This is a genomic window from Borborobacter arsenicus (assembly GCF_003934165.1).
GTDB lineage: Bacteria > Pseudomonadota > Alphaproteobacteria > Rhizobiales > Rhizobiaceae > Pseudaminobacter > Pseudaminobacter arsenicus.
In genome coordinates, this window is record NZ_ML133510.1 from 73001 (window position 1) to 91736 (window position 18736).

Below are 18736 nucleotides of genomic sequence, written 5' to 3' on the forward strand. Positions count from 1 at the left end.
CTGCCGACTGCCCACTGCCGACTGCCGAATGAAAACATGGCTGAATCTTTCAAATTCGAACTGGTCTCTCCCGAGCGGCTGCTTGTGTCCGAGCAGGTCGAGCAGGCCGTCATTCCCGGTACGGATGGCGAGATGACGGTGCTGGCCAACCATGCGCCCGCCATGACCACCGTGAAACCGGGCGTGGTGACGGTGAAATTGGCTGGCGGCCAGGAAGATCGCTATGTGGTGTTCGGCGGCTTCGCCGATATTGTTCCCTCCGGCTGCACCTTGCTGGCCGAATCGGCAGTACGCGTTGCCGATGTGGATCGCCAGGACCTTGCTCGCCGCATCCAGGATGCGCGTGAAGACGCGGCCGATGCCAAGGACGATCAGTCACGTGCCAAGGCCGAACAGTTCCTCAATAATCTGACGACGCTGCAGGACGCGCTCTGACGTCTCGGAAACCTCCCGCTGGTTTCCAAAGTTCTTAAGAAGGCCTCCATCGACATCGATGGAGGCCTTTTTGCTGAAGTGTGTCCCGAGCAGCGTTTTCGACAAGGCATCTCTCGAGCCAGCGGGGCGCCCACAAAAACAAAAACGGCCTCGCTGAGGGGGCCGATTTTTCTTGGGTTGGAGAGGAAGGAATCAGGCGGCGCCGGCCGTCTTGGCTTTCTCGAAGCGCTTGCGCTCATTGGGATCGAGATAGAGCTTGCGCAGGCGGATGGTCTTGGGCGTTACCTCGACCAGTTCGTCGTCCTGGATCCAGGCGAGAGCCCGTTCCAGTGTCATGCGCACCGGCGGGGTCAGCTTGACGGCCTCATCCTTGCCGGCGGCGCGGATATTGGTCAGCTTCTTGCCCTTCAGCACATTGACCTCGAGGTCGTTGTCTCTGGAGTGGATGCCAACGATCATGCCCTGATAGACCTTGACGCCGGCGTCGATGACCATCGGTCCGCGGTCTTCGAGGTTCCACAAGGCATAGGCCACCGCTTCGCCCTGCTCGTTGGAGATCAGCACGCCATTGGTGCGGCCGGGAAGTTCGCCCTTATAGGGCTGGTAGGAGTGGAACAGCCGGTTCATGACGGCCGTGCCGCGCGTATCGGTCAGCAATTCGGACTGGTAGCCGATCAGCCCGCGCGTCGGCGCGTGGAAGACCAGCCGCTGGCGGTCGCCACCGGAGGGCTTGAGCTCGACCATCTCGGCCTTGCGTTCCGACATCTTCTGCACGACGACGCCGGCATGCTCCTCGTCGACGTCGATGACGACTTCCTCGACAGGCTCCAGCAGGTTGCCGTTCTCGTCCTTCTGCATGACGACGCGCGGGCGTGAAACAGCAAGCTCGAAGCCCTCGCGGCGCATGGTCTCGATCAGCACGGCGAGCTGCAATTCGCCGCGACCGGAAACATAGAAGGAATCCTTGTCGGCCGATTCCTCGATCTTCAGCGCGACATTGCCTTCCGCCTCGCGCAGCAGCCGGTCGCGAATGACGCGGCTGGTAACCTTGTCGCCTTCGGTACCGGCCAGCGGGCTGTCATTGACGATGAAGGACATGGTGACCGTCGGCGGGTCGATCGGCTGGGCGTGCATCGGCTCGGTGATTGACGGATCGCAAAACGTATCCGCCACGGTGCCCTTGGACAGGCCCGCAATGGCGACGATGTCGCCCGCCTGCGCATCCTCGATCGGCTGGCGTTCGATGCCGCGGAAGGCGAGGATCTTGGAGACACGGCCAGTCTCCAGCAGCGTGCCGTCATGGTGGAGCACCTTGACGGCCTGGTTCGGCTTCAACGTGCCGGACTCGATGCGGCCGGTGATGATGCGGCCGAGAAACGGATTGGCTTCCAAAATGGTGCCGATCATGCGGAAGGGACCGGGATGGACGGTCGGCGCCGGCACATGATTGACCACCAGTTCGAACAGCGGGTTGAGGCCCTGGTCCTTCGGACCTTCGGGGCTGGCAGCCATCCAGCCGTCGCGGCCCGAGCCATAGAGGATCGGGAAATCGAGCTGCTCATCGGTGGCGTCGAGGGCGGCGAAGAGGTCGAACACCTCGTTGATGACTTCGGTGTGGCGGGCATCCGGCCGATCGATCTTGTTGATCGCCACGATGGGCTTGAGGCCGACCTTCAGCGCCTTGCCGACGACGAATTTGGTCTGCGGCATCGGCCCTTCGGCAGCATCGACCAGCACGATGGCACCGTCGACCATGTTGAGGATGCGCTCGACCTCGCCACCGAAATCGGCGTGGCCGGGCGTGTCGACGATATTGATGCGGGTGTTGTTCCAGTCGACGGAAGTCGCCTTGGCAAGGATGGTGATGCCGCGTTCTTTTTCGATGTCGCCGGAATCCATCACGCGCTCAGCTACGCGCTGGTTGTCGCGCACCGAACCGGCTTGTTTCAGGAGTCCATCGACCAAAGTGGTTTTACCATGGTCGACATGCGCGATAATCGCGATATTACGGAGATTCATATGTCAGCTCGGAGGGGTTGCGGGCACAGCCCGGAGGGCGCGCCGCGTTTCACTTGGGCGCGCTCTTACAGGTTTTTTCGCAAATGCGAAAGGGGCAGGCGAAAAAAGCCCGGCCAGTCAGGTCAATCCGCGCTTTTCCATCATGGCGTCGGGTGAGGGCATCTTGCCGCGAAAGGCGGTATAGAGTTCTTCGGGATCGGCCGAGCCACCGGCGGCATAGATGAATTTGCGCAAGCGTTCGGCCATGGCCGGATCGAAGGCGTTGCCGGTTTCCTCGAAGGCGGCAAAGGCATCCGCGTCCAGCACTTCCGACCACATGTAGGAGTAATAGCCGGCCGAATAGCCTTCGCCCGAAAAGACATGCTGGAAGTGCGGCGTGCGGTGGCGCATGACGATGGCATCCGGCATATGCAGTTTTTCCAGCGTCTCGGCCTCAAAGGCCAGCGGATCTTGCGGGGCTTCGGCGCGCGTGTGATAGGCCATGTCCACCAGCGCGGAGGCAGTGAATTCAACCGTGTTGAAGCCGGCGGCGAAATTGCGTGCCTTCAGCATCTTGTCGAGGAGAGCCTTGGGCATGGGCTTGCCGGTCTTGTCGTGGAGCGCGTGCTTTTCCAGCACTTCCGGCACCGTCAGCCAATGCTCGTAAAGCTGCGAGGGCAGTTCGACGAAATCGCGCGAAACCGAGGTGCCGGCAACCGACGGCCAGGTGATGTCGGTGAGCAGGCCGTGCAGCGCATGGCCGAATTCATGAAACAGGGTCTTTGCCTCGTCCAGCGACAATAATGCGGCCTCGCCTTCACCCGGCTTGGCGAAATTCATGATGTTGTAGATGACGGGGCTGGAGCCGTCGCCAAGCTTGTAGCCGGATTGCAGCGCGCTCATCCAGGCACCCGATCGCTTCGACGGCCGGGCGAAATAATCGGCCAGGAACAGGCCGCGTTCGCTGCCATCTTCATTGCGCACCTCGAAGGTCCGCACATCCGGATGCCAGGCAGGGATACCCGATCTTTCGACAAAGCTGATGCCGAAGAGCCGCGTGGCCACGTCGAAGCAGGCCTCGATGATGCGCTCGAGTTGCAGATAGGGCTTCAGCTCGGCTTCATCGAAGGCGTATTTCTCGACGCGCAGCTTTTCCTGATAATAGCGCCAGTCCCAGGCGGCGAGCTTCTCGTTGCTGCCCTCGGCGGCGGCAAGGCGCTGCAGCTCGACCTGGTCGGAGGCGGTTTTTTCGCGGGCCTTGTCCCATACCGGCTCCAGCAACGCCATCACCGCGGCCGGCGTCTTGGCCATGGTGTCGTCCAGCTTCAGCGCCGCATAGCTCTCATAGCCGAGCAGCCGGGCTTTTTCGGCGCGCAGCTTCAGTGTCTGCGCCACCACCTTGCCGTTGTCGGTGGCGCCTCCGTTCTGGCCGCGGTTTGCGAAGGCGCGAAACGCTTTTTCACGCAGATCGCGGCGTTGCGAGAAGGTGGTGAACGGCTCATAGATCGAACGCGACAGGGTCACCGCATAGCGGCCCTTCTGGCCACGGCTTTCAGCCGCCTGCGCCATGGCGTTGCGGAGGAAGTTCGGCAGGCCGGCAAGGTCGGTTTCGTCGAGAAACAACGCCCATTCGCTCTCGTCGGCAAGCACATTCTGACCGAAAGTCGCGCCAAGGGATGCCAATTCCTCGTTGATGGCGGCAAGCCGTGCCTTGCCCTGCGGATCGAGCTTGGCGCCGGCGCGAACGAAACCCTTCCATGTCCGCTCCAGCACGCGCAGGGTCTCGGCATCGAGCCCGAGCGTATCGCGCTTTGCATAGAGGTCATCGATCCGGGCAAAGAGCTTCTCGTTCATCGAAATGGCCGAGAAATGCCGCGCCATTTTGGGCGAGATGTCGCGCTCCAGCGCCTGGATATCGGGGTTGGTGTGGGCGCCGGCGCGGCACCAGAAGATGGACGAGACACGGTCGAGCGCCTGGCCTGAGAGTTCCAGCGCCTTCAGCGTGTTGTCGATGGTCGGCGCTTCGGGACTGTCGGCGATCGCCGCGATTTCCGTCTCATGGCTTGCCAGCGCGGCCTCAAAAACCGGCGCAAAATCACCGTCGCCGATGCGGGTGAAGTCCGGCAGCCCCAGCGGGCCGTTCCATAGCGTGAGTGCGTGGCTCTCAAGATCCAGGGCGGCTTTTTGCGACGACATCGGCTGCACTTTCATAAGGTTCGACATGCCGACTGTGTAGGGCGGGCGGCGGCCCCACGCAACTCTTGACCTCGGGGCATGGAGATAATATGTCTCCCTTATAATAAGGAAGACTGATTATATCATGCCCCGCAATCTCAACCCCGACACGATAGGATTTCTGGTGACCGATGTGGCGCGGCTGGTTCGTTCCGAGATGGACCGTCGTATCACCGATGCCGGTCTTGGCATCACGCCCAGCGAAGCGCGAACGCTGATCCATGCAGAGCGCGCCGGCGCGGTGCGTCAGAACGTCCTCGCAGAGCGCATGGGTGTGGAAGCAATGACGCTGAGTGGTGCGCTCGACCGGCTGGAGGCGCAAAATCTGATCGAGCGCTTGCCCGACCCGACCGATCGCCGGGCCAAGCTGGTCCATCTGACCGCCGAGGCTGACGTCATGCTCGACCGGATAGCGCCGATCAGCGCGTCGCTGCGTGCCGATGCGTCGCGTGGCTTCGCGCCGGAGGTGTGGCTACAGCTTCTGGAGCATCTGAAGATCGTGCGCAGCAACCTGCATGATGCCAAGGCGGCTTCGACAGCCAGGGAAGACGTGGTGTCATGAACATGCAGTCCATGCCAAGGCTTGCGCCGGTAATGAGCGAGCGGCGTGTTTCGGTAATCGGCGGTCTCATGGTGTCGATCGGGCCGATCTCGATGGCACTGTTCACGCCAGCCATGCCGGAGATCGTGCAGGCGTTCGGCACCACCGAAGCTGCGGTTAAGATGACCGTCTCGGTTTATTTTGGCGGCTTCGCGTTTGCGCAGCTGGTGTGCGGCCCGCTGTCGGACGGTTATGGCCGCAGGCCCGTGACCTTGGGCTTCATGGCGATCTATCTAGTCGCAAGCGTGATCGCTCTGCTTGCCCCCACAATCGAAACGCTGATTGCCGCCCGTTTCATCCAGGGTATCGGTGCGGCAGCCGGCGTGGCGATTTCGCGCGCGATGGTGCGCGATCTCTTCACGCATGAACGCTCTGCGCGGATCATGAACCTGATCGGCATCATCCTTGCCGTCGGTCCCGCCATCGCCCCGACGGTGGGCGGCTTGACCATGGAGTTCTTCGGCTGGCATGCGATCTTCCTGCTGATGGTCTTCATGGGCCTGACAATCGTAGGCATGGTGCTTTTCGCCATGCGTGAAACCGTCATGCGGGACCCCTCGCGCATCCGCCCGGCGGCATTGGTGCGAACCTATGGCAAGCTGCTTACGACGCCGTATTTCATGCTGGCCTCTCTCGTCATTGCCGGTACTAGCGGTGCGCTCTACACGCAGGCAAGCGTCCTGCCCTTCATCATGATGGATCAGGTCGGTCTGTCGCCGACGCAATTCGGGCTCGCAATGCTGATGCAGACGGGCAGCTTCTTTTGCGGCTCGCTGGCCGGACGCGTGTTCATCGATCGCTATGGTGCGGCGCGTCTGGTGCTGCCGGGCCTCTTCTTCGTCGGTGTCGGCAGTGTCGGCATTGCGGTTCTGCTAGGCTTTTATGAGCCGACATTCCTGTCGGTGATGGGGCCGGTCGGTTTCTATGCCTTCGGCATCGCCCTTGTCATGCCAGCCATGATGACGGCCGCGATGGCGCCTTTTCCCGAAAATGCGGGCGCTGCCTCGGCCTTGATGGGTTTCACGCAGATGGGTGCCGGCCTGCTGGGCGGTTCGCTAGCAGCGCTGATCGGTGCGCCTTCCCTTGCGATGGGGACCATCATCCCGGTGATGGGCCTTACCGCGATCGTGTCATGGATTGTGTGGCGAAGCCTGCCGGAGCCGAACGTGCTGATCATCGACCGCCACGGATGAGCGAGGAAGTGGCTACGTTCGACGTAACTCAGAACGTGTCGCAGTTTTCGGCAACCGTCGCTTGCGTATTCTCGACGATCAGGCTGCCGGTTACGGTGAAGGTCTCCTGCATCAGCATATCGTTTCCCGGGAAGTCGTAGCAGGCAAGCACGGTCATCACAGTGCCGTGCTTCTCAACGATGCGATGACGGATGGCAGCGCCTTCGGCGGCCACCTGCCACTCATCCATCGATGCGATGAATTCGGATTTCGACTGCTCGACTTCGAGATCTGTCAGCTTGATGATCGCTTCGTCGGCAAGCAGCGACGACAGGCCGTCACGGTCAACTGCAAGCAGCGCCTGGTACCAACGTTCCACCAACGCTTCGTCGGCCGCAGCCGGCAAGGCCGAAATCACCAGGGCCAAGGTGCTCAATATTGCTGCAAGTGCCTTCTTCATCGTGAAACACCTGCCAGCGCCCTTCAAGAGCGCGTCCGGGATTCAATTCAGATCGGGGCGCACGAAATCGCCGGTCTGGCTGTCCATGACCCACAATTCGCCGGTCGAGATGTCGAACCACGCCCCGAATAGCTTGAGCTTGCCCTTCTCCTCGAGGATTTTCACACAAGGGAAGGTGCGCAGATTGGCGATCGAATAGCGGATGGAAATGCGCTCCAGCGCAGTCTGGCGCTCGCCTGGCGTCATCAGCGAATTGCCGGCAACCGCATCGGCGGACGGCGCCAGCAGACTCATCCATTTGCCGATGAAATCGCCGGGCGAAAGCGGTGGCGACTTATGATCGAGCGCAGCCTTGATACCGCCGCAGCGGCCATGCCCCATGACGACGATGTTCTTGACCTTCAGCGCCTGCACCGCAAATTCCAGCGCCGCGGATGTGGAGTGGAATTCGCCGTCGGGAGCGTAGGGCGGTATGAGATTAGCGACATTGCGCAACACGAACAATTCGCCGGCACCTGCACCGAAGATGATTTCGGGTGCGGAACGAGAGTCACAACAGGCAATGACCAGTGTTTCGGGGGCCTGACCGTCACGAGCAAGATCGCGGTATTTTTGTGTTTCCGACAGGAAACGACCGCTCATGAAATGCTTGTATCCGGCAAGAAGCCGTTCAGGAAGGTGGGTCATGGGAGGGAAATAACGGGATCGCCGGGCGCGATCAATAAAAATCGGAGAGTTACAGCGAATCAATAGATGGCAATTCGTCTAAGCCGGCTGATCCTTCCCGGACCGGACCAGATGGCGCAATTGAACCATGGCCATCGGGTGCGACAGGCTTTGCGCGTCGGTTTCCAGTTGCAGTTCATCGCCGCCGCGTTTGGCTGTTCGCGCGAGGATCTCGAACACGGAAGCGGTCGTGGACCGCAGCGCCTTGTCGAGCGGTTGGCCGCCGAGAAGCCGCGCGAGGAATACGGCCGCCGTCAGGTCGCCGAGCCCATTCGGCGGACGCTCGATGATGCGATGTTCCGCCAGCAGCGTCGTGGACGGGGTGACAAGCAGATTGCCGGTGCTGCCCGCCAGCATCGCCGGCGCGGAAGTGATAAGCATTTTCTCGGGCCCGAGCTGAGATGCGGCCCGTGCGACAGAGGAGATGTCGTCAAGCCGGGCGCCGCCTGACAGCCATTCGAGTTCGTAACGGTTGGGGGTGGCGATATCGGCGATCGGAATGAGTTCGTCGCGAAGTGCGGCGGCCAGCGCTTCCGGCACGTAAAGGCCGCCAAGGTCGCCCATCACCGGATCGCATATATAAACGGCCTTGGGATTGCGGGCACGCACTGCGGCAACCAGCGAGGCGACGGCGGCTGCTTGTGTCGCATCGCCCAGATAACCGGAAAGGACGCCTGCCACCTCGCCAAGCCAAGGCGCGGTTTCCAGGTCCTTCATCAGGGCGGAGAACTGTTTCGTATCCGGTACGATCCGTGTCGCGCGGCCATGGCCGGGGTGCCAGGGCAGTATGACCGTAGGCACCGCCCAGACCGGGTAGCCGAGCGTCTCGAGCGCGAAGACCGCGGCCCGGTTGCCCACCGATCCACGCGCCACATGGCTTGAAATGACGATGACCGCGCGGGGCGCCCCTGTCTCGACGCTCATTGGATCACCCGCTCTGCAGGACGGATGAGAGCAACCAGACGAGCAAAACGGTGCAGACCACCAGGCCAAGCACCCGGCCGATGCGGGTTCCCCAATATTCGATCCGGTCGGAGGGGTCGGCATCGCTCGCCGAAATATGGTCGTGGGCCCGTTTGGCGGTGCGCGAGATCATGGAGGGTCCGCTGCTGTCGGCTTCCCGCATCACGCGATCGAGGATGCGCCGGGATTCCGTCTCCCTGTCCTGATCTGGGTTTGGCACGGTCGACTTCTCCTGTCACCCGAAGGCTATAACGTATTCGCCGGCCAAGCGGTATGCCAGTTTCTGCAGCGATGCCGGTTTTCTTCGAGGGGGATTGTGCTACCTGTTGGTCATTCGATTTGATCCAGGGAATGACCCATGTTCGCCCAGAGCTTTCCGTCGACCTTGTCACTCCGGACCTTGCCGGCCTTTCTTCTGCTGGCCATCGTGCTGCCATTGCTGGCGGGGTGCGGGTTCAACACCATTCCGACTGCCGAGGAACAGGCCAAGGCGGCCTGGAGCGAGGTGCTCAACCAGTATCAGCGCCGCGCCGACCTCATTCCCAATCTTGTCGAAACGGTGAAGGGCTATGCTTCCCACGAAAAGGAGGTGCTGGAATCCGTGGTTGAGGCACGCGCCAAGGCCACTCAGGTGACGCTGCCGCTCGATGCGCTTGATGACCCGGCGAAGTTCAAGGCCTTCCAAGACAGCCAGTCCGGCCTGACCAGCGCGCTATCGCGCCTGCTTGCCGTGGTGGAGAACTATCCCGACCTCAAGGCCAATCAGAATTTCCTCGCCTTGCAGGCGCAACTCGAAGGCACTGAAAATCGTATCGCGGTGGCACGGCGCTACTATATCGAGGCGGTGAGGGTTTATAACACCACGCTGCGCACCTTCCCGTCGATCCTCTGGGCAAAGCTCTGGTTCACCGACAACCAGCCGTTCCAGAACTTCACTGTCGCCGAAGACAAGCTTGAGGCGCCCAAGGTCGATTTCAACACGGGCGGGTGAGGCGTGGTCGCTCACGCGCTGCGCAGACGCGTCGATAGCGTTCGGCTGATCGGACGAAGTGCCGCTGCGATTGTGGCGGTGCTGTTGTTGGCCGGTGCTGCCCTGGCCGCGCAATTGCCGGCCCTTAGCGGCCGTGTCGTCGACCAGGCCGGCCTGATGACGGCTGTCGAGCGTAGTGCGCTGGAACAAAAGCTTGAAGCATTCGAGCAGAAATCCTCCGACCAGCTCGTCGTCGCCACCATTCCGAGCCTGGATGGGGAGGCGATCGAACCCTATGCCAACCGCCTGTTCCGTAGCTGGGAGCTGGGGCAGGCAGGCGAGGACAATGGCATCCTGCTTCTGGTGGCAAAAGCCGACCGCAGGATGCGCATCGAGGTTGGCTATGGGCTTGAAGGCACGCTGACCGACCTGCATTCGAAGCTGATCATCGAAAATACCATGGTTCCGGCATTTCGCGCCGGTGACTTCGCCGGCGGCATCAGCGGTGCCGTCGATGACATCATCATGGTGCTGGAGGGCAATGGCGCGGAACTGGAAGCGCGCGCCCGGCGCAACCAGGCAAGCGATGCAGAGCCGGTTGACATCGTCCTGCTGCTCTTTCTGGCCGTCTGGGCAACGATCTTCTTCGGTGGCCTTGCGGCCGCCGTCCTGCCGCCGATCTTCGGCCGGAAGCTGGGGCCCGGCCGCTACAGGTGGCTTGGCATGGACTTCACCTATGGCGGCAGCGGGCACTCGTCCGGAAGCGGCTGGTCCGGCGGCAGCGGGGGCTGGTCCGGAGGTGGCGGCGGATGGTCTGGCGGCGGCGGCTTTTCAGGTGGGGGCGGATCATCCGGTGGCGGTGGTTCGTCGGGGAGTTGGTGATGGGTACGAATTCAACATCGCTCGATGCCACGCAGCATGCCCGTATCGCCGCTGCCATCCGCGCGGCGGAAGCGAAGACTGCCGGCGAGATCTATTGCGTGGTGGCACGCAGCAGCGACAGCTATTTCTTTCCGGCCGCCTTCATTCTCAGCGCTGCCATGCTGTTGGCCAGCCTGCCGGTGGCGCTCGGGCTCGAATATTGGTGGGTGAGCATCAGGCTGCCGTTCTTTGTTGCCGCGCAGCTCCTCGCGCTTGCCAGCGCCTTGCTGCTGCTCTGGATCGTGCCTTCACTTCGCATCCGGCTGGTGCCGAGAGCACTGCAATATCGCCGCGGGCATGACAATGCGCTGAAGCAGTTCCTGGCCCGCAATGTCCATATTACCACGGCAAGGACCGGGGTGCTGATTTTCGTCTCGCTTGCCGAGCATTATGCAGAGATTGTCGCCGACAGCGGCATCAACCGGCATGTGCCGCAGGGGGAATGGGATGCGATCCTGCGCGATCTGCTGGCCCATGCTCGCGCAGAGCGCCTGGCCGACGGTTTCGTTGTGGCGATAGGCGCCGTGGGAGAGCACCTGACGAAATATTTTCCAGTGTCGGCAGGGGACGTCAACGAGCTGGACGACCATCTCGTGGAAATCTGACCGATCCTGATCGAGGGATGCGGCCGGTCTTCAAGATGCTCCGCCTCCTTTACGAGTCTCCGATCGATGAACGCAGCCATGAGTTGCTTGCAATGGCCCCGGCCTCGCGTTTATGGTTAACAAACCATGAATACGCTGACGATCGACATCAGGAAAGCCGAGCCGCGCGATGCGGAGCAGATCGCCGATGTGCACCATTCCGCCTGGCAGGGCGCCTATGCCGGTATCATACCCTATAAGGCACTGAATTCGATGATCGGCCGTCGCGGCAGCGCTTGGTGGGCCAATGCGATAAGACGTGCCGCGACCGTCCTGGTCGTGGAAATTGGCGGCACCGTTGCCGGTTACGCCACCATCGGCCGCAATCGCGCGCGCGAATTGCCGCAGCAGGGCGAGATCTACGAGCTTTATCTGCGCCCCGAATATCAGGGCGTCGGGCTTGGCACCCGCCTTTTTGCCGCTGCACGCGAGAAGCTTGCCGCACATGGCCTGCATGGCCTTGTGGTGTGGGCACTGGAAGACAACGCCAATGCGCTTGCATTTTATGCCGGCGCCGGCGGCCGCGATGTCGCCGAAGGTGTGGAAGTCTTCGACCAGAAGGCACTGCGCAAGGTCGCCTTCGTCTGGGACTGAGAGAGTTGCGAACCCTGCCCTGCCGGCCATCTGATGCGGCTGGGCGAGTTGTCAAACCGTCTCTCTGAACGCTTCCAGCATCGTCTATACAAAAGTTGAGCGGCAATCCGTGTTCGTGCTGTTGCGCCGATGGCGCGGCGCCGCTATTCGGGGCGCGACAAAGGAGAAATACCGGTAATGCGTATAGAAGCGATCCCCACGGGAAAGAACCCACCCGAGGACATCAACGTTATCATCGAGGTTCCGGTCGGCGGCGAGCCGATCAAATATGAGCTGGACAAGGAGGCCGGTACGCTTTTCGTCGACCGCTTCCTCTACACGCCGATGCGCTACCCCGGAAATTACGGATTCGTACCGCACACGCTGTCGGGCGACGGCGATCCGATCGATGTTCTGGTGTGCAACACCCGCGCGCTGGTGCCCGGCTGCGTGATCAATGTCAGGCCGATCGGCGTGCTGATCATGGAAGACAATGCCGGCCAGGACGAGAAGATCATCGCCGTGCCTTCCGGCGACATCACCAAGCGCTACGACAAGATATTCAACTATACCGACCTGCCGCAGATCACGCTTGAGCAGGTGGCGCATTTCTTCGAGCACTACAAGGATCTGGAGCCCGGCAAGTGGGTCAAGATAGGTGGCTGGCACGATGCTGCACGCGCCAAGGAGATGATCGTGGAAGCGGTCGAGCGGGCGAAGGCGAACGGCGTCGGTTGAGACGCGACCTGCAAAGATGACGATTGCAGCCTCGCCTCAAGGGGAGGCTGCGTCAGGCGAGGATGTTCACTCCGCTGTCGCGGTGAGCTTGCGCAGCAGGCTGGCGATGGCGTCCGGATTTCCCGCCACGCGGATGGTTTTCAGACGCGCAGTGGTGCCTGCGATCACGCAAACCGTGCTTTGCGGCACGCCCAGAAAACCGGCGATAAGCTTTTCGAGTGCGGCATTGGCGGCTCCCTTTTCGGGCACGGCGCGCACGCGGGCGTTCAGGTGGAATCGACCATCCGCGCCTTCATCCACGTTGCCAATGGCATCCCTGGCCGCGCGCGGGGTCAGACGCACGAAAATGTCCAACCCCTTGTCATGGGTCCTGAAGAAACCCGCCACCCGATACGATCCCTCAGAGGATGAGCGGCGCGATCGTGGTCAGGATGAACTGGCGGAGAAAGAAGAGGATCAGCAGCACGATGATCGGTGAAATGTCGATGCCGCCGAGATCCGGCATGAAGCGCCGGATCGGAGCCAGGACGGGTTCGGTCGCCCGGAACAGGAAGTTACCGATCGTGCCGACGAACTGGTTGCGCGAGTTGACGACATTGAACGCGTAGAGCCATGAGAAGATGGCCGAGACGATGATGATCCACCAGTAAAGGTCCAGCGCCAGAACCACGGTCTGAATGAGAGCGAGCATGCCATTCTCCGTTGAATTGGCGACATTTAGCGGCTGGGCGGCGGTGCGGCAAGTGCCAGGCGAAGCGTTGTGCTCATGGCCTGCGCAGATCGCTTGACAGCAATTGGCGCCGACCATAAATACGACCATCCACTGAACGGGGCTGTAGCTCAGCTGGGAGAGCGCGTCGTTCGCAATGACGAGGTCAGGAGTTCGATCCTCCTCAGCTCCACCAGTGGATCGGAACACGCGCAGCGTGAACCTGCCTTTCTGTCGATGCGCGTAACGCCGAAGTGGCGGCGGATTAGCTCCTAACGAACCCGGTATTGTTGGCACAGGCCGCTGAACGCGGTGGTGGAGCTCGATGACCGAGCGGCGACAGGTCAACCCGGCCACGAGATCAGGCGGCCGTGAGCATCCCTCATATATGAAAATACTATGCGCGGCGGCCGCGAGCCGTCTCGAAAATATATGCCCTTCCGGCCAATTTTTACCGGTTCGCGGCTCACGGGCCTGATGGTCAGCCAGCCGCGCGAGCGCTGGAGATTGGTTCAAATGCTCGACATGGCGATGCTGGCAATCGGCCTTGGTTTCTTTGCCCTGGCAATGGCTTACGGCATGGCCTGCGACCGGCTGTGAGGGAACCGACGATGGTTTTCGACTATGCGCTGGGCGGCATCATGGCTGCCCTAATCCTTGGCTACCTCGTCTACGCGCTCATTCGGCCCGAACGGTTCTGAGGCTTTGCGATGACCATCAATGGCTGGATTCAAATCCTGATCTTCTGCGCGATCGTGGTCGCTCTGGTAAAGCCGCTCGGCTGGTACATGGCACGCGTGTTCGAAGGTGAGCGCACGCTGCTTTCGCCCGTCCTGATCCCGGTCGAGCGCGGACTCTACGCGATCGCCGGCGTCGATGAGCGCCGGGAGCAGCACTGGCTCACCTATGCCGTGGCGCTGCTGTTCTTCAATGCTGCCGGGTTCCTTCTGCTCTTCCTGCTGCAGCGCCTCCAGGGTCTTTTGCCCCTCAATCCGATGGGCTTGGGCGCTGTTGCCCCGGATTCCTCCTTCAATACCGCCGTCAGCTTCGTCACCAACACCAACTGGCAGGGCTATGGCGGCGAAAGCACGATGGGCTATCTGGTGCAGATGGCCGGGCTGACCGTGCAGAATTTCGTTTCTGCCGCCACCGGCATTGCCGTCGCCATGGCGCTGATTCGCGGCTTCTCGCGTGCCTCGGCCCGCGTCGTCGGCAATTTCTGGGTCGACCTTGTGCGCGGCACGCTCTACATCCTGCTGCCGATCTCGCTGGTCTATGCGTTGTTCCTCGTATTCCAGGGCGTGCCGCAAACGCTTTCCGCCTATGTGGATGCCACGACGCTCGAGGGCGGCAAACAGACCATCGCCGTTGGCCCGGTCGCCTCGCAGCTTGCGATCAAGATGCTCGGCACCAATGGCGGCGGTTTCTTCAACGCCAACTCTGCACATCCGTTCGAGAATCCGAACGCGATCACCAATCTTGTGCAGATGGTGTCGATTTTCGCCATCGGTGCGGCACTGACCAATGTGTTCGGCCGCATGGTCGGCAACCAGCGGCAGGGCTGGGCAATCCTCGCCGCCATGGGCATCCTGTTCATTGCTGGCGTGGCGGTGGCCTATTGGGCCGAAGCCGCCGGCAACCCGGCCTTTGCCGCCTTGGGCATCGATGGCGGCAATATGGAAGGCAAGGAGGTGCGCTTCGGGGTCGCGCTGTCGGCGCTGTTTGCGGTCATCACCACGGCCGCATCCTGCGGCGCGGTCAACGCCATGCATGACAGTTTCATGCCGCTTGGCGGCATGATTCCGCTGATCAACATGCAACTCGGCGAGGTGATCATCGGCGGCGTCGGCGCCGGGCTCTACGGCATGCTGCTCTTTGTCATCCTCGCGATCTTCATCGCAGGCCTGATGGTCGGCCGCACGCCCGAATATCTCGGCAAGAAAATCGAGGCCAGGGAAGTCAAGATGACGATGCTCGCCATCCTGTCGCTGCCATTGGCCATGCTCGGCTTCAGCGCCATGGCGGTTGTGCTCCCGACGGCTCTCGCCTCGCTTGCCAATCAAGGGCCGCACGGCTTTTCCGAGGTCCTCTACGCCTACACTTCGGGCGCGGCCAACAATGGCAGCGCTTTTGCAGGGCTCTCAGCCAATACGCTCTGGTACAATCTGACGATCAGCCTTGCCATGCTGATGGGCCGCTTCCTGATCATCGTGCCGGTATTGGCAATCGCCGGCTCGCTCGCCGCCAAGAAGACCGTCCCGGCATCGGTCGGCACCCTTCCTACCGATAGCGGTCTCTTCGTCGGGCTTCTGACCGGTGTGGTGCTCATCGTCGGCGGCCTTACCTTCCTTCCGGCTCTGGCACTTGGTCCGATCGTCGAACAGCTGGCGATGCTGGCCGGTCAGACGTTCTGAGACCCTGCGTTTCGAGGAATCAGCCATGGCTCGCTCCGTAAAGATCGACGTCTTCAGCAACGAAATCCTTTGGCCCGCAGTCAGCTCGGCCGTCGCCAAGCTCGATCCGCGTCGGCAATTGCGCAATCCGGTGATGTTCGTGGTCGAGGCCGTTGCCATATTGGCTACGGTGCTTCTGCTGCGTGATCTCGGGTTCGGGGGAGATAAGCTCGGCTTCTCCTTCCAGATCGTGCTGTGGCTCTGGTTTACGCTTCTGTTTGCCAATTTCGCCGAGGCTGTCGCCGAGGGACGCGGCAAGGCCCAGGCGGACGCGCTGCGCCGCACGCGCACCGAAACCGATGCCAAGCTTCTGTCGCCCGACAGGCATACGACCTACGAACTGGTTCCGGCCACCAGCCTCAAGGTCGGAGACGTCGTCGTGGTGGAGGCCGGGGACATCATTCCCTCCGATGGCGAGGTGATCGAAGGGGTCGCTTCCGTCAACGAGGCCGCCATCACCGGCGAATCGGCACCCGTCATTCGCGAGGCTGGCGGCGACCGATCGGCGGTCACCGGCGGCACCCAGGTCCTTTCCGACCAGATCAAGGTGCGCATCACGGCTGCCGCCGGCTCGACCTTCCTCGACCACATGATCAGCCTGGTGGAGGGGGCGCAGCGCCAGAAGACGCCAAACGAGATCGCGCTGAACATTCTGCTTGCCGGCATGACCCTCATCTTCGTGCTGGCGGTCGCTACCATCCCGAGTTTCGCATCCTATGCAGGCGGCACGGTTTCCGTCGTGGTGCTGGCAGCCCTGTTCGTGACGCTCATTCCGACAACAATCGGCGCGCTGTTGTCGGCGATCGGCATTGCCGGCATGGACAGGCTCGTCCGCTTCAACGTGCTCGCCATGTCCGGCCGGGCCGTGGAGGCCGCAGGCGATATTGACACGCTGCTTCTCGACAAGACCGGTACGATCACGCTCGGCAATCGACAGGCGACGGAGTTCCTGGCGCTGCGCGGGGTTGACGAGCGTGACCTGGCCGATGCAGCGCAGCTTGCCTCGCTGGCTGATGAAACACCCGAAGGCCGCTCCATCGTCGTGCTTGCCAAGGAGAAATACGGCATTCGCGGGCGCGACATGGGACAGTTGCACGCCCATTTCGTGCCGTTTACCGCACAAAGCCGGATGAGCGGCGTGGATGTGGAGGGAAGTTCGATCCGCAAGGGCGCGATCGATGCCGTGCTTGCTCATGTGGGTGCGCCGGCTTCCAGCACTCGGGGCGGCGAGCTGCGGTTGCTCCGTCCGGGCGTCAATGCCGAGAGCGTGCGTGAAATGCAGGCCATTGCCGAGCGCATCGCCAAGGCAGGAGGCACCCCTCTTGCAGTCACACGCGACGGGCGGCTGCTCGGCGTCATCCACCTGAAGGACGTGGTCAAAGGCGGCATCCGCGAGCGCTTCGCCGAACTCCGGCGCATGGGCATCCGCACGGTGATGATCACCGGCGACAACCCGATGACGGCCGCGGCTATCGCCGCCGAGGCAGGCGTCGACGACTTCCTCGCCCAGGCAACGCCTGAAAACAAGCTTCAGCTGATCCGAAATGAGCAGGCGCTGGGCAAGCTGGTCGCCATGTGCGGCGACGGCACCAATGACGCACCCGCGCTCGCCCAGGCCGATGTGGGCGTTGCCATGAACACCGGTACGGTGGCCGCGCGCGAAGCGGGCAACATGGTCGACCTCGACAGTGACCCGACCAAGCTCATCGAGATCGTCGAGATCGGAAAGCAGCTTCTGATGACGCGCGGTTCGCTGACCACATTTTCCATCGCCAATGACGTTGCCAAATATTTCGCGATCATCCCGGCGATGTTCGTCGCCTTCTACCCGCAGCTCCAGACGCTCAATGTGATGCGGCTCGAAACTCCGGAAAGCGCGATCCTCTCCGCTATAATCTTCAACGCGCTCATCATCATCGCGTTGATCCCGCTTGCCCTGAAAGGGGTCCGGTATCGCGCCATCGGTGCCGCCGCGCTGCTGCGCCGCAATCTCCTCCTCTACGGCCTCGGCGGCGTCGTCATCCCGTTCATCGGCATCAAGGCGATCGACCTTCTGATCACCACCATCGGGCTCGCATAAGGACCAAGACCATGCTGGCTGAGCTTCGCCCCGCACTCATCATGATGACCGCGCTGACCCTGATCACCGGGCTTGCCTATCCGCTTGCGGTGACGGGCATTGCGCAAACGGTCTTTCCGAACCAAGCCAATGGCAGCCTGATCGAACGTGATGGCAAGGTGATCGGCTCCACGCTCATCGGACAATCATTTGCTGGCGAGCGATATTTCCATCCACGTCCTTCTGCTGCCGGTAGCGGCTATGATGCGGCCGCCTCGGGCGGCTCCAATCTTGGCCCGACCAGCCAGAAGCTGATCGAGCGGGTCACCGCCGACGCGGCAGGGCTGAAGAGCCAGAACCCGTCGATGCCGATCCCTGTCGATCTGGTCGCCACCTCCGGCAGCGGCCTCGATCCGCATATCTCGCCGCAAGCGGCGCTGTTCCAGGTGCCGCGGGTCGCGCGGGCGCGCGGCATTGCCGAAGAACGGCTGCGCGAGATCGTTGCAGCTCATATCGAAGACCGGACGCTGGGGCTATTCGGCGAAGCCAAAGTGAACGTTCTTATCCTGAACCTGGCACTCGATGCAGAAACGGCGCGATGAGGTCCTGACAATGCTGAAAATAGGCAGTTTGCTCCGACCCGAAAACGTGGCCGTCGGCGTGAAGGCGGCAAGCAAGAAGCAGGTCTTCCTGGAGGCTGCGAAAATGCTGGCCGCGTCCTCCGGGTTGACGGAAGCGGAGATATTCAGGGCGCTGCTCGATCGCGAGAACCTCGGCTCCACCGGGTTCGGACGAGGAGCGGCGGTGCCGCACGCCCGCATCCACGATCTCGGCAACACATATATGGTTTTCATGCGATTGGCTCAGCCGGTGGATTTCGACGCCAATGACGGTCAGCCCGTCGATCTGGTCTGCGCGATCGTGGGCAATTACGGCGCGACGGTGGAGCCGTTGAAGGCCCTGGCCGGAGCCTGTCGCAGCTTGCGAAATTCGGATACCTTGGCAAAGCTGCGGCAAGCGAGGAACGCGGCCGATCTTTACGCCGGCCTGATTGAGGCAGGCTGAGCCTGGGCCAAGCC

At 62.0% G+C, this 18736-nt stretch carries 22 protein-coding genes and 1 tRNA gene; 15 read left to right on the forward strand and 8 right to left on the reverse strand.

The window, feature by feature from the left end:
- Positions 1–36 precede the first annotated feature (36 nt).
- Positions 37–435: a F0F1 ATP synthase subunit epsilon gene (locus EET67_RS03965; protein ID WP_128624925.1), complete on the forward strand. Its 399-nt coding sequence runs from the start codon at positions 37–39 to the stop codon at positions 433–435.
- A 192-nt stretch (positions 436–627) separates the two neighbouring features.
- Here EET67_RS03965 and typA read toward each other — a convergent pair whose 3' ends face one another.
- On the reverse strand, positions 628–2454 hold the full coding sequence (typA, locus tag EET67_RS03970; protein ID WP_128624926.1) for a translational GTPase TypA: 1827 nt from the start codon (positions 2452–2454) through the stop codon (positions 628–630).
- 117 nt (positions 2455–2571) lie between these two features.
- Complete coding sequence (locus EET67_RS03975; RefSeq protein WP_128624927.1) at positions 2572–4629, reverse strand: M3 family metallopeptidase; 2058 nt, start codon at positions 4627–4629, stop codon at positions 2572–2574.
- A gap of 124 nt (positions 4630–4753) precedes the next feature.
- On the opposite strand from EET67_RS03975, the gene EET67_RS03980 reads away from it, so the two are divergent.
- Complete coding sequence (locus tag EET67_RS03980) at positions 4754–5230, forward strand: MarR family winged helix-turn-helix transcriptional regulator (RefSeq protein WP_128624928.1); 477 nt, start codon at positions 4754–4756, stop codon at positions 5228–5230.
- The gene (locus tag EET67_RS03985) at positions 5227–6462 is read left to right on the forward strand and encodes a multidrug effflux MFS transporter (RefSeq protein WP_128624929.1); all 1236 of its coding nucleotides are present in this window, start codon (positions 5227–5229) and stop codon (positions 6460–6462) included. Before EET67_RS03980 ends, EET67_RS03985 begins: the two co-directional genes overlap by 4 nt.
- 28 nt (positions 6463–6490) lie before the next feature.
- Here EET67_RS03985 and EET67_RS03990 read toward each other — a convergent pair whose 3' ends face one another.
- The 4 genes from EET67_RS03990 to EET67_RS04005 all read right to left on the reverse strand — a co-directional run bounded on the left by EET67_RS03990 (position 6491) and on the right by EET67_RS04005 (position 8810).
- Positions 6491–6901, reverse strand: a complete 411-nt coding sequence (locus EET67_RS03990; RefSeq protein ID WP_128624930.1) for a nuclear transport factor 2 family protein — start codon at positions 6899–6901, stop codon at positions 6491–6493.
- Positions 6902–6943: 42 nt separating this feature from the next.
- Positions 6944–7588 carry a carbonic anhydrase gene (locus EET67_RS03995; RefSeq protein WP_128624931.1) on the reverse strand — a complete coding sequence of 215 codons (645 nt, stop codon included), beginning with the start codon at positions 7586–7588 and terminating at the stop codon, positions 6944–6946.
- 78 nt (positions 7589–7666) lie between these two features.
- Entirely contained in the window at positions 7667–8551 is an 885-nt protein-coding gene (pdxY, locus tag EET67_RS04000; protein ID WP_128624932.1) for a pyridoxal kinase PdxY, read from the reverse strand.
- 4 nt (positions 8552–8555) lie between these two features.
- Entirely contained in the window at positions 8556–8810 is a 255-nt protein-coding gene (locus EET67_RS04005) for a hypothetical protein (RefSeq protein ID WP_245450719.1), read from the reverse strand.
- Between the two features lie 138 nt (positions 8811–8948).
- Between EET67_RS04005 and EET67_RS04010 the strand changes: the two genes are divergently transcribed.
- The 5 genes from EET67_RS04010 (at position 8949) to ppa (ending at position 12436) form a co-directional block, all read left to right on the forward strand.
- Positions 8949–9581 carry a LemA family protein gene (locus EET67_RS04010; protein ID WP_128624933.1) on the forward strand — a complete coding sequence of 211 codons (633 nt, stop codon included), beginning with the start codon at positions 8949–8951 and terminating at the stop codon, positions 9579–9581.
- A gap of 45 nt (positions 9582–9626) precedes the next feature.
- Positions 9627–10442 (forward strand): TPM domain-containing protein, encoded by an 816-nt coding sequence (locus tag EET67_RS04015; RefSeq protein WP_245450729.1) that lies wholly within the window; start codon positions 9627–9629, stop codon positions 10440–10442.
- The gene (locus tag EET67_RS04020) at positions 10442–11086 is read left to right on the forward strand and encodes a TPM domain-containing protein (RefSeq protein WP_128624934.1); all 645 of its coding nucleotides are present in this window, start codon (positions 10442–10444) and stop codon (positions 11084–11086) included. The genes EET67_RS04015 and EET67_RS04020 overlap by 1 nt, the downstream gene beginning before the upstream one ends.
- 126 nt (positions 11087–11212) lie before the next feature.
- Positions 11213–11719 (forward strand): GNAT family N-acetyltransferase, encoded by a 507-nt coding sequence (locus EET67_RS04025; RefSeq protein ID WP_128624935.1) that lies wholly within the window; start codon positions 11213–11215, stop codon positions 11717–11719.
- A 177-nt stretch (positions 11720–11896) separates the two neighbouring features.
- Positions 11897–12436, forward strand: coding sequence for an inorganic diphosphatase (ppa, locus tag EET67_RS04030; protein ID WP_128624936.1), 540 nt, complete (start codon positions 11897–11899; stop codon positions 12434–12436).
- A gap of 66 nt (positions 12437–12502) precedes the next feature.
- Here ppa and EET67_RS04035 read toward each other — a convergent pair whose 3' ends face one another.
- Positions 12503–12823 carry a DUF167 family protein gene (locus EET67_RS04035; RefSeq protein WP_128624937.1) on the reverse strand — a complete coding sequence of 107 codons (321 nt, stop codon included), beginning with the start codon at positions 12821–12823 and terminating at the stop codon, positions 12503–12505.
- Positions 12824–12836: 13 nt separating this feature from the next.
- The gene (locus EET67_RS04040; protein WP_128624938.1) at positions 12837–13127 is read right to left on the reverse strand and encodes a YggT family protein; all 291 of its coding nucleotides are present in this window, start codon (positions 13125–13127) and stop codon (positions 12837–12839) included.
- A gap of 138 nt (positions 13128–13265) precedes the next feature.
- Between EET67_RS04040 and EET67_RS04045 the strand changes: the two genes are divergently transcribed.
- The 7 genes from EET67_RS04045 to EET67_RS04075 all read left to right on the forward strand — a co-directional run bounded on the left by EET67_RS04045 (position 13266) and on the right by EET67_RS04075 (position 18722).
- Positions 13266–13341, forward strand: a tRNA-Ala gene (locus EET67_RS04045).
- 203 nt (positions 13342–13544) lie between these two features.
- The gene (locus tag EET67_RS04050; protein ID WP_128624939.1) at positions 13545–13745 is read left to right on the forward strand and encodes a hypothetical protein; all 201 of its coding nucleotides are present in this window, start codon (positions 13545–13547) and stop codon (positions 13743–13745) included.
- Positions 13746–13756: 11 nt separating this feature from the next.
- The gene (kdpF, locus tag EET67_RS04055) at positions 13757–13846 is read left to right on the forward strand and encodes a K(+)-transporting ATPase subunit F (RefSeq protein WP_128624940.1); all 90 of its coding nucleotides are present in this window, start codon (positions 13757–13759) and stop codon (positions 13844–13846) included.
- Positions 13847–13855: 9 nt separating this feature from the next.
- Positions 13856–15559 (forward strand): potassium-transporting ATPase subunit KdpA, encoded by a 1704-nt coding sequence (gene kdpA / locus EET67_RS04060; protein WP_128624941.1) that lies wholly within the window; start codon positions 13856–13858, stop codon positions 15557–15559.
- 25 nt (positions 15560–15584) lie between these two features.
- Positions 15585–17678 carry a potassium-transporting ATPase subunit KdpB gene (gene kdpB, locus EET67_RS04065; RefSeq protein ID WP_128624942.1) on the forward strand — a complete coding sequence of 698 codons (2094 nt, stop codon included), beginning with the start codon at positions 15585–15587 and terminating at the stop codon, positions 17676–17678.
- Positions 17679–17689: 11 nt separating this feature from the next.
- Positions 17690–18259: a potassium-transporting ATPase subunit KdpC gene (gene kdpC, locus EET67_RS04070; protein WP_128624943.1), complete on the forward strand. Its 570-nt coding sequence runs from the start codon at positions 17690–17692 to the stop codon at positions 18257–18259.
- 10 nt (positions 18260–18269) lie between these two features.
- On the forward strand, positions 18270–18722 hold the full coding sequence (locus EET67_RS04075) for a PTS sugar transporter subunit IIA (protein ID WP_128624944.1): 453 nt from the start codon (positions 18270–18272) through the stop codon (positions 18720–18722).
- Positions 18723–18736: the final 14 nt, after the last annotated feature.